At 61.7% G+C, this 9,858-nt stretch carries 12 protein-coding genes; 4 read left to right on the forward strand and 8 right to left on the reverse strand.

All coding sequences use genetic code 11. The features are described from left to right. Nucleotides 1–40: 40 nt before the first annotated feature. Entirely contained in the window at nt 41–781 is a 741-nt protein-coding gene (locus tag QRN45_RS07560; protein WP_264637499.1) for a GAF and ANTAR domain-containing protein, read from the reverse strand. Nucleotides 782–1,521: 740 nt separating this feature from the next. Beyond that, complete coding sequence (locus QRN45_RS07565; RefSeq protein WP_264637500.1) at nt 1,522–1,887, reverse strand: TfoX/Sxy family protein; 366 nt, start codon at nt 1,885–1,887, stop codon at nt 1,522–1,524. Nucleotides 1,888–2,009: 122 nt separating this feature from the next. Here QRN45_RS07565 and QRN45_RS07570 point away from each other — a divergent pair, with 122 nt between their 5' ends. Then, nucleotides 2,010–2,762: a GAF and ANTAR domain-containing protein gene (locus QRN45_RS07570; RefSeq protein WP_284762861.1), complete on the forward strand. Its 753-nt coding sequence runs from the start codon at nt 2,010–2,012 to the stop codon at nt 2,760–2,762. 33 nt (nt 2,763–2,795) lie between these two features. On the opposite strand, the gene QRN45_RS07575 is transcribed toward QRN45_RS07570, so the two are convergent. From QRN45_RS07575 to QRN45_RS07590, 4 genes are all read right to left on the reverse strand, one after another. After that, the gene (locus tag QRN45_RS07575; protein WP_284762863.1) at nt 2,796–4,175 is read right to left on the reverse strand and encodes a GAF domain-containing serine/threonine-protein kinase; all 1,380 of its coding nucleotides are present in this window, start codon (nt 4,173–4,175) and stop codon (nt 2,796–2,798) included. A 242-nt stretch (nt 4,176–4,417) separates the two neighbouring features. Next, nucleotides 4,418–4,564, reverse strand: a complete 147-nt coding sequence (locus QRN45_RS07580; RefSeq protein ID WP_241711015.1) for a lmo0937 family membrane protein — start codon at nt 4,562–4,564, stop codon at nt 4,418–4,420. 90 nt (nt 4,565–4,654) lie between these two features. Further along, nucleotides 4,655–5,080, reverse strand: a complete 426-nt coding sequence (locus tag QRN45_RS07585) for a hypothetical protein (RefSeq protein WP_284762864.1) — start codon at nt 5,078–5,080, stop codon at nt 4,655–4,657. Between the two features lie 4 nt (nt 5,081–5,084). Next, the gene (locus QRN45_RS07590) at nt 5,085–5,354 is read right to left on the reverse strand and encodes a hypothetical protein (RefSeq protein ID WP_284762865.1); all 270 of its coding nucleotides are present in this window, start codon (nt 5,352–5,354) and stop codon (nt 5,085–5,087) included. A 281-nt stretch (nt 5,355–5,635) separates the two neighbouring features. Between QRN45_RS07590 and QRN45_RS07595 the strand changes: the two genes are divergently transcribed. Beyond that, entirely contained in the window at nt 5,636–6,352 is a 717-nt protein-coding gene (locus tag QRN45_RS07595; protein ID WP_284762866.1) for a TetR/AcrR family transcriptional regulator C-terminal domain-containing protein, read from the forward strand. Between the two features lie 33 nt (nt 6,353–6,385). On the opposite strand, the gene QRN45_RS07600 is transcribed toward QRN45_RS07595, so the two are convergent. Next, complete coding sequence (locus QRN45_RS07600; protein WP_350309757.1) at nt 6,386–7,171, reverse strand: putative immunity protein; 786 nt, start codon at nt 7,169–7,171, stop codon at nt 6,386–6,388. 302 nt (nt 7,172–7,473) lie between these two features. Next, entirely contained in the window at nt 7,474–7,857 is a 384-nt protein-coding gene (locus QRN45_RS07605; protein ID WP_284762870.1) for a hypothetical protein, read from the reverse strand. Nucleotides 7,858–8,563: 706 nt separating this feature from the next. Here QRN45_RS07605 and QRN45_RS07610 point away from each other — a divergent pair. Together QRN45_RS07610 and QRN45_RS07615 are read left to right on the forward strand one after the other, a co-directional pair. Beyond that, nucleotides 8,564–8,863 (forward strand): MafI family immunity protein, encoded by a 300-nt coding sequence (locus QRN45_RS07610; RefSeq protein ID WP_284762871.1) that lies wholly within the window; start codon nt 8,564–8,566, stop codon nt 8,861–8,863. Between the two features lie 178 nt (nt 8,864–9,041). Then, complete coding sequence (locus QRN45_RS07615) at nt 9,042–9,440, forward strand: ankyrin repeat domain-containing protein (RefSeq protein ID WP_284762872.1); 399 nt, start codon at nt 9,042–9,044, stop codon at nt 9,438–9,440. Nucleotides 9,441–9,858 lie beyond the last annotated feature (418 nt).

The raw sequence follows: 9,858 nt of genomic DNA on the forward strand, positions 1-9,858 counted from the left end.
TTGCGCAGACGCCCACTCGGGAAGTCCCATGCCCGGTCCCTCACGATGATTCACGGGGTACACCGGGGGAAGTCCAGTCCCGCCGGACTGATGCGTTGAGGATGTCGGTGGCGATGTCATGAAGACGCCGGCTGCTGTTCCGCGCAGCGAGCTGAAGCAGCTCCATGGCGCGGTCCCGTCCACAACGGTTCTGGAGCATGATCAAGGACAGTGCCGCGTCCACCACTGATCGCGATTGCAGTGCAGATCGCAAGTGCTCCGGGTAAGGCTCGGGGACATGGAGCCTCAGGGCCAGCCTCAGCGTCTTCGAAATATTGTCGGCATGCTCCTGCACGCGGGAGACTATGGCCTGGGTAAAAGTACCTGGCGCATAGGCGTAGCAATTCAAAGCCGCGCGGGACGAAGAGTCCGCCTGGATCGGTAACGCCAGGACCGACCTAATACCTTCGCCCGCCACTTGGAGGGCGTAATGCCCCCAGCGGTCGTCGGCCTGCAGATCGTCGATCAGCACGCGATGTTGGTGACGCAAGGCAGTGAGGCAAGGGCCGTCGTCGAACGCGTATTGCTTCTCGTCCAAGCGCTGCGCCGCAGCGGTGCTGCTGGCCACCGTTGAGGGGCCGGCGTCCCGCTCGACGGTGATGGCGCACAAGAGAGATTCCCGGCCATCCAACAAGGACGCTGAGATGGTGGCCACGCCCAGGAGAAATTCGGTGAAGCCCGGACTTTCAAGCAGGAGGTCCTGCAATTGTTCCGTAGTGGGTACTGCGTCGTTGCTGGCCATGCGGCCTCGATTCCAAGGGTGCCCGGAGAACCCCAACCCGGACCTGTAGCCGTACCCGCCCTCGCGCTGCACAGCCCTGATATTCAATCCCCGGACCCGAACGACCCATCCCGAAATCTCCTAATTCGACACTACGCCCTCGTGCGACCTTTGGACACGAAGCCCCAGGTGCCCTCGTTCGCCAGGCCTGCTGCCGGCCGAAATAAAGTCAAATTCGTTGACATGACGTAAGTCACTTTTTATATGCTGGAATAAGTCAAGCAGCCGGCTTTCTCGATACAAGACGAGGAGGTCAGTCATGGCAGCCATTCAACCCAGTCACCCCCATCTTCATGGTCAAAGGGCCGGCCACCTCGATGTTCGCGCTGCGCGCCGGGGAGCAGTTTGGTCGCAGGAGACCTCGAGCGAACCCTGGCGGGGCTACCTCCCCAGGCAAAGCGCGGTTCAGCAACTGTTTAGGCGGTGGCCATCCGTGCCTTCGCGCGAATTGGAACGCATCCGCCTGGTGCTTCTTCACTGTGATGAAATAGCCCATCCGTCCGCAACTCGGCGGCTCTCCGAACCAGCCCAGGCGCTGCTGGACCTCGTGACCGGCGAACTCGAGCGGCGACGGGAATCGGGACATCATCAACCGCTCAACGGTAGCCCTGCTACCGAGCATCCCGGGCCACTCAAGCTTTCCCGCGGACGCCGCCAAGGAGGACTTCCCTGAGTTTGGTGCCGGGCCGGTGGTGGGGCAGTTACTTCTTCGCCGAACGCGGTTTCGCGGCTTTCGGCGGGAGGGTCGCAACGTAGGCGAACGCCTTCTCGACCCACTCCGCCGTTTGTTCGTCGTCGCCGGCAAAAGCTTCGGGGAGGCCGACGTAGCCGCCCATGGCGCGGCCTTCCGGGCCGAAGGGAAGCGTTTGGTGGCTGGCCTCCAGAACCTCGCGGTCGTCGTCGGAAAGCTTGACGCCGATCATCGGGCCGAACAGGCCGGCGAACATATTGCCGTTCACGAAGGCGCCGAGGTTGCCGAACATCGGCTTGACGACGACGTCAGGGTTTTCCGGCACCACCGCGCGGAAGCGGTCTTTGTCGGCGTCGGACGGCTTGGGCATCTGCATGTGTCTGCTCCGGGTTAGGGGATCGAAAGCCTAGGACTGCATGCAGCATACGACGGCGGGATGCGGGCTGCCAGCGTCGCGGCACCGTGCCCCTTGTGAAACAAGGAAAGTAGGATAGGGGGATGTCGAGTTCACCGGAAAACGAAGCCGCAGGCCTTCTTCAAGGCATTCTGGACCTTCAGTCTGTGCTGGCGGGCTCAGAGAATGTCTCTGAATTCCTCACCGGACTCACCAAGCTCGCTGCAGCTTCGATTTCCGAAGCCTCCGACGATGAGATCGAATGCGCCATCACCGTCAAAGTCAGACGCCGGCCCCTTACCGCTGCGGGCAGCAGCTCACGCGCCGTCGAGATTGACCGGTTTGAGCAGGCTATCGGTGACGGCCCCTGCATCGCGGCACTCCGGGAGATGTCGCCAGTGATCATCGAGGACGATTCGACAGATCTGCGCTGGCCGGCGCTCACCAAGAAATTCGCCGAGGTAGGTGTTCACAGCTCGTTGGGGATTCCCATGGAAATCAGTGAGGAGGCCAGCGCCGCGCTGAACTTTTTCGCCTCCAAGCCAGGCGCATTCACCCCCGACGTCTTCGACAAGGCCGTGGGCTTCGCCGCCGCTGCACGCAACATACTCCACCTGTCCGTGCGCATCGACTCCGCCCATCACCGGGCACAGAACCTGGAATCAGCCATGCAAAGCAGGACCGCCATCGACGTGGCCTGCGGTGTCATCATGGCGCAAAACAGATGTTCGCAGTCGGAGGCGATGGCGATCCTTACCAAGGTCTCCAGCAACCGCAACCGCAAACTTCGGGACGTAGCCACCGAACTGATCGAGCAACTGTCCGGGAACAGCATCGAGACGCACTTCGAGGCGTAGGACGCGCACGCACCGGCCGGCGCCAAAGACGAACTATGAATCAGTGGATGACTGTGCCAGTTCCCGGCTTTCGAGGCGAAGTTCCAACTCGCTGATAACAAGCCCCGCCAGGTCCTGCAGGGTCGCCATGTCAGTCGCGGACATTGTTCGCGGGACCGTGTCGAGTATGCACATGGTTCCGAGGTTGTATCCCTCCCGAGTCTTCAGTGGAGCCCCGGCGTAGAATCCGAGGCCGAAGTCCCCGGCGACGAGGGGATTCGTGAGTGTCCGGGGGTCTTCGGGAGCGTTCTCCACGACCCAGACGTCGCCCTGCAGGATGGCTGAGGCGCACAGGCCCGGGTCCCTGGGAATTTCCTCGGCCGTGATGCCATGGTGGGACTTGAACCAGATTCGGTCATGGTCGACGATGCTGACGATTGCTATCGGTACGTTGAATAGCCGGGCTGCCAGGGCGGTGATTCTGTCGAAGGCGCCGTCGGGCGGGGTGTCCAATATCCGGTATTGGTGCACGGCGGCCATACGTGCGATTTCGTCGTCGGGAATGATGGAGGGGGCCACTTTGTGCCTGGCCCGGCCTGCCGAGACCTGATCGAACAGTGCCTTGGATGCTTCGCGTGCTGTGGGTCGTTCCAGCGGATCGGCGGCAGTCATGGCGGTCAGGAGTGTCTTCCAGTCCTCATCCATGTCTTCAGGGATATGTGGATCCCGGATCAGCCGGGCAACGGCGCTCTGGATCGGATCGCCGGGAAACGCGACCTGTCCGGTAAGGCTCTCGAGCAGGACGAGCCCTAGGGAGTAGACATCGCTGGCGGAAGTAACGGGCTCGGCCCGGGCTTGTTCGGGACTGAGGTAGGCCGCGGTCCCCAGGACTCCGCCGTCCGTGTCCCTCGGCGATTCGGACATTAAGGCGATGCCGAAATCGGTGAGCTTCGCGCGGATCCGCGCAGCGTCCTGGTGGTAGTCAAAGATCATGATGTTGCCCGGTTTGACGTCCCGGTGAACCACACCGTTGCCATGGATATAGGCCAAAGCGTCAGCCACATCGTGTCCGATCTGTGCCGTGTGGCGCGGCCCAAGTACACCCCGGGCCAGATGCTGCTTCAAGTCCGGGCCCTCGATGAGCTCCATCACCAGATAGACACGTGGCTCACCGGGCCCGTTGCTATCAACGCCTGCATCAAGGAGAGTGACCAGTCCGTGGTGGTTCATGCGGACAAGGACCTTCACTTCGTCGTCATCGATGGCCGCCGCCACGCCGTTGCGGGCTGGTTTCTTGATGATTTTGACTGCTACGTCGCGCCCAAGAAAGACATCGGTGGCCCGATATACGATGGCCATCGCTCCGGACCCGATGCGCTCGATCAGGCGGTATCGGCCCCCGAGGGGGGCATCGCCGTCGGCATGTTGTTTCATGCGGTAACCCTTACTTTCCTGGACCGCAGGAAGACGGAGCCCCGAAGGGGGAATTGAAGAAAGATTCCGGTTACCTTGGCGTTTGAGCTCGGGGGCGCGGACTGGAAAGCGGTAGCGGTCGCGGGAGCGAACCCGGCCTCAGTCAGAAATTTGGTCAAGCTTTCAAAGTCCTTCGGTAAACATGCCGGAGGACTGTGGAGTTCGCGTATTACGACTCGCCTCGGTTGGCGGGGGGTGCGCCGCTAAACGCGTGACCTGCCGCGGATGAAGTGGAAAATCAGGACGATCACGGCGACAACCAGAAGGATGTGAATGAGTCCACCGCCGATGCCGCCGATAAAACCGAGAAGCCAGAGAATGGCGATGATGATGGCTATCCAAAGCAACATGTGAGTCTCCTTGTTTGTGTGAGGGCCCTGGCCGGCGGCTAGGGACCTCATTGGTAAGCATACTTACTAATGAGCTGTGTGTGGGGGTGGTTAGTGCGGTTTTTCCATTTGGAAGCCGCACCGGCACCGAAGGACCCGGGTGTGGAGGTAGGCGCCGAGGAGGTCCGTTGGGAGCGGTTGGGTCGAGAGCGGTGTTAGCGGCGTTCTCGGGTCCGGGTTGCTCGGGGACATGGGTTCCCCGCAGTGGATGTACTCGGCGCCCAGGTGAAGGACGTCATCCTTAACGGGGGAGCGGGCCAAGACTGGGGCGACGAGGCCCGGGGTGGTGGACAGCACGCGGGCTCCGCCGCATCGGGTGCAGGTGACGGCAACGGCGAGGGTTTCTTTGCGGTTGTCCATAATGGCGATGGAGTCCACGACGAGGTGCAGATCGGTGTCGCATGTCGCGCACCAGGGTTGGGTGCCGCGGGGCTGGTTGGCGTCCCGGGGGATGTAAGTGCTTGAGATGGTGCTCAACGGTTCAGGCCAGGCCCGGGTAGCTTGCCAGAATGTAGTCGGCCGCCGCTGGGCCTGTCATGGCCAGCCCGTTGCCGGCTGGATGGATGCCTTTGGTTTTCAGCGCTGCCCAAAATACGTTTTCCGGCAGCGGCACGGATTGCTGGAGCAGGCACCAGCTCGTGTACAGGCCGTAAAAGCAGTCCCGCCCGAGAGCGGAGTCCGACTTGTCATAGGTGGTGATGGTGGATTCTTCAAGGAATTGGTCGAACTGGATGTCAGCCGTCTTAGCCATGGGGTCCCTTTGCGGGTAGGTTGCGTGCTGCCATGTCGTATTAGCAGGGGAGTGGTCGCCCGGTTCTGTGGAATTCTGCGGTTCGGGCGGTCTGTGCGTGGTGTGCAGTCACGGACTTGGGAAATGGAGCGCACGGCCGGTGGCGGTGCGTTGAAGTCCGCCTCGTTTAATCAGCTGTCGAACTTCACTACAATGTAGACTTTACGCGTAGACTACAAAGTAAGCAAGCTTATTTTCCCGGCAAGAGCCGCGATGAAACGATCAGATCAGGACGTAACCCCATGCCTCCCCCAGAGTCTCCGGCCAATTCTTCCGCTGCAGGTGCCGGCGACAAGCCCGCCGGGCAGAAACCCAGGCTGAGCCGGGACCTCGTCCTGTCCACCGCCCTGGCACTGGTGGACGCGGAAGGACTGGACGCGCTCACCATGCGCCGCCTGGGCCAGGAACTAGGCCGGGATCCGATGAGCCTCTACCGGTACGCCGCCAACCGCGCCGCGCTCCTGGACGGAGTGACGGAGCAGGTCCTGAAAGAGCTTCCCATCTCCCCGGACAACCCCGACTGGCAGGCACAGCTGCGCCAGATAGCCCACGACCTGCGCCTGCTCGCGCTGCGGCACCCGAACGTCGTGCCATTGCTCGTCACCCGCCCGCTCTCGACACCCCTGGGCCTGCGCCCGCTGGGCACGCTGCGCCCGCTCGAGCAGATCCTCTCGTTGCTGATCGACGCCGGCTTCACCCCCGGCGACGCGCTGCACGTCTACCGGGCGTACTACGGCTTCCTGTACGGCCACATCCTCAATGAACTGCAGGAATTCATCGTGGACCCGGAGGAAAACGAAGCACTGCTCCGCCTCGGCCTGCACCGCCTGCCCGCGAAGGAATTCCCCCGCCTCCGCGCCCTCGGCCCGGTCCTCGCCGACTACGACGGCGCCGCCGAACTGGACCAAGGCATCAGCATCCTGCTCGCCGGACTCGCAGCACCCTTCGTGCACGAATAGACGCCCCCCGCACAGCCGCACGCTGGGGGTCCCTCACGTGACACCCTCATGTGGCGAGCTACTGACGATACCGGCCTGAATCTCCCGAATGATTGACCCAAGAAGTCCCGACGCGAGAAGTCCGGGACCGAGCGGACCAGCGGAATCCTCCCCAACTGGCGGTAATTGCTGAAGCACGGCCCGTACTTGAGCATTCATTTGCTCGAGTTGCCAGGAGATCTCGTCGGAGATGGCCGTGGACTGATCCAGGGCGGCCAGCCCGGCCGCTTGCGCGGCGTAAGCGGCTGCGCCGAGAGCGTGCGCGCCCATGTGAGCGACGCCAGAAGATTGTCCAGCAGCACGGGCGGCGGCCACGGCCGCAGGAGAGCTCACCGCGTGCGCGGCCCGGCCAGCGACGAAACGCCGGCGAATCTCACCTGCGGCGTCAAGTTCACCGCGAGCAAACGCCCGCGTACGAGCGATGGCATCACGCGGTCGGTCGTCGCCCGGCGCCTCCGTCTCGAACAGGACCAGAACCCGCTCGGCGCAGTTCGCCGCCCACGCTGCGGCGATACGCCGATCGGCTTCGCTCAGTGACTGCGGAGAGGGCATGCCAAAATTTTCACACACCGGCCCGCAGGACGATCCTTTCCCGAATGCGTCAGCGTCGCCCGCGGCTTTGCTGTAAGGAAAGCGAGACGGGTCCTGCACCCGTGCCTCATAGATACCGCAATGAGCGAAGAGGGCGAAAGGGACACTTGAGACGGGGGTGGATGCCGGACTTGTCGAGGCATCGATTGTCAGCCCTGCGGGCGTCGCACATCCACTCATCACCGCCATAGGGGCTACAAGCCGCTGCAATGCCGAACATATGGAGGCGCCATGCGCCGAGGCTCGTTGAAGGTAGGTGCGCGGTCAAGAGGCTGAGCATCTCGATTGCATTGCCGGCAAGCAAAGCGGAATGTAACGCATGCGTGCGTTCCGTTTGAGGGTCCCTCACCTGGCCTGTCGTCTCCACTGGTTGTATCCATGTGCACGGTGAGGGATCGACTTACGGGCAGCACACGAGCGAGAATGCCTGACTGTCGGAATGCGACCCTCTGGTCGCGATTTTGTGATTGCCACGACACAGTGGTCCCTAATCAGGTTGACAACTTAGCAAGGAGTTCGCGGCCGAGCCGTTCGCCAGCGGTGGTCGGAGCGAGCCAGATGATGTCCAGGAACATATCGTCGTGTCTCCGCTCCCACCAAAGCGCTTCGATACGGCGTGTGGCTTCCCAAGGGTCTCCGTCCCAAGTGTCCAGGGGGGCCGGGTCATGGAACCATGGTGCTTCGTCCCAGAACACCGGGTACGCGTAGCCCCTGAGCAATAGTTCGAGGATGATCCCGATGGACATTGATCTTAGAGAATCCGCATCGGTGACGCGGGCCTTGGCGGCTACAGCGGACCTCACGTCCCTGTCGACGACCCAACCACGGACCATTCTGGCCAAAAGCGAGTCGATGATTGTCCAGTCGCCTGTCATTCCTTGATCCATTTCGTAGCTCGTTGCCGAGGCAGTCAGTTAGGGAGCCTATGGAGCGTACTTAGCGAGGAGAGTCCATGTTCCGCGCGTACGCCGCAGGCTCCCGTGCCTTTACTGCCCGTGTCCGTTGAATTCGCGAGGGTAATATTCGTATCGTCCAGCGCCCGCCGACGGCCCTTTGTCTTGTCTCAGATTCTCGAGTTGGCGGGCTGGATCCCACTGTTCGGGTGGTTTTTCGGAGCGGCTGCGCCAGCACATACCGCGCTCCACCCATGTGTTCCGGATCTCAATGATCTTGGCTTGCAAGGCCTCACCCAGCCTGCCGCCGTCAGCGAGACCGAACTCAACGCCGCAGCAGGGGCAGATGTCGTTACTCCCGACCTCGTAATCCATATATGGGGGTTCGTCCAAACCCGGGTAACCGCAGACGGGACAAAAGAACGTCATTTGTTACCTTCCTTGAGGAAATAGTCCGTCTTCGGCATGACCCAGTGAATCATGAGGTTGCCCCGGTTTGTCTGAGGTCCTCGACCTAGGTCTGCACGAAGAAGCTGAGCGATCCGCAGTGGGAGAGCATTGGGCTCGGTCAAGCTTCTAGGGTCCATCAACCGCACCGCCGATTCGGATCGTCATCGAATCGACCTGTGTCCGAGTTCGCATAGGGATCGCCTACCGGACGACACCCCTAGGCTGTTAACTAGAGGGCATGGACGACCTCGAGGTTCCGCATCGCATGACGAATCCGCCGCCAGAAGAGATTGCAGTCCGGCTCCACAGAGCAATGGACGCAGCCGTCGGCCTCCCTGACACCGACATAGCCAACATCCAATTACTGATCGACGCCGGCGAACGGCTCGTGGCATTCGAAACCCTCTGCACGCAAATCTTTGAATTCGAAATAGCGCTCCCTCCGGAACGCGTCCGAGACTTGGAGGCTCTCGGCGAGGTACTCGGAGCCAACCACGGCCTCACAGACTGCCTGTGGGAAGACACCGCGGATATGTAGCAGCCGATCGCAGACTTCCGGCGCCCTGAGAGGCACTTTGTCTCAGACCGACCAGCGTCTCCAGGGTCTGTGCCCCCCCGACGATAGTCCGGTGGGGATCCCTCATCGGGCGTAGCTCAAGTCCGGTAAGCGATCAGTTATGGTGCAGCGTCCCCTTGTACCAAGAATCGAGGTATCCATGGACGCCGCAGGTCGGTCTCCGCTCCATTACGCAGCACTCACCAATAATGCCGCCGAGGTGAAGCGACTGATCGCCGAAGGCGAGTCGCCCGATTCGTCCGACAGCCAGGGATTCACCCCGCTTCACCTTGCGTCCCAAGAGCACGCCATGGACGCGGCGGCCGCACTGCTCGTCCTTGGCGCGACGGTCGACGCAATCAATTCCTTCGGCAACACACCGCTGTTCGTCGCCGTGTTCAACTCGCGCGGACGACCCGAGATGATCGAACTGCTGCGTTCACGCGGTGCAGATCCAATGCATTCGAACGGGACAGGGCAGACACCCGTGGGACTGGCCCGATTAATCGGCTTAATCGGCAACTACGATGTGGCACAGTACTTCGAAGGCCTCCCCTGATCTGCCAGAGCTAGCAACGTCCGCATAAGGATCCTTGACCGGACACACTTCGTCCTCGATAGGTCTTGATTGGACCAATTAGCTCATATGGTGGTGCCATGCCCGAGATGATCGCTTGGAACCTGGCCTTTCGTTGTGGCAATGGCCTGGGCAAAGCCCCAGGAGGAACTGCCGATGCTGCCCTGCCAAGCCAGCCGCCCTCAGGGTGGACGGGAAGTCAGGGGCCAGGCGTTCGGTGGGAACACTGGCCACGAAGCCTCAACACTGGCTTGCCCATGATGCATGTGCTGACTCTCTGGCTACCCGCAGACTTTCAAAGGCGCGGTCCCCAGTCTCCCGGAATCGCCATATTTGCTGGTGAGGTGTCAGCGCTGGTCGAAAAGTGAGCCATTTCGTGGGTTGAAAAGTGAGCCACGTT

Origin of the sequence: Arthrobacter sp. efr-133-R2A-63, assembly GCF_030209795.1 — a bacterium.
GTDB classification, from domain to species: Bacteria; Actinomycetota; Actinomycetes; order Actinomycetales; family Micrococcaceae; genus Arthrobacter; species Arthrobacter bambusae_A.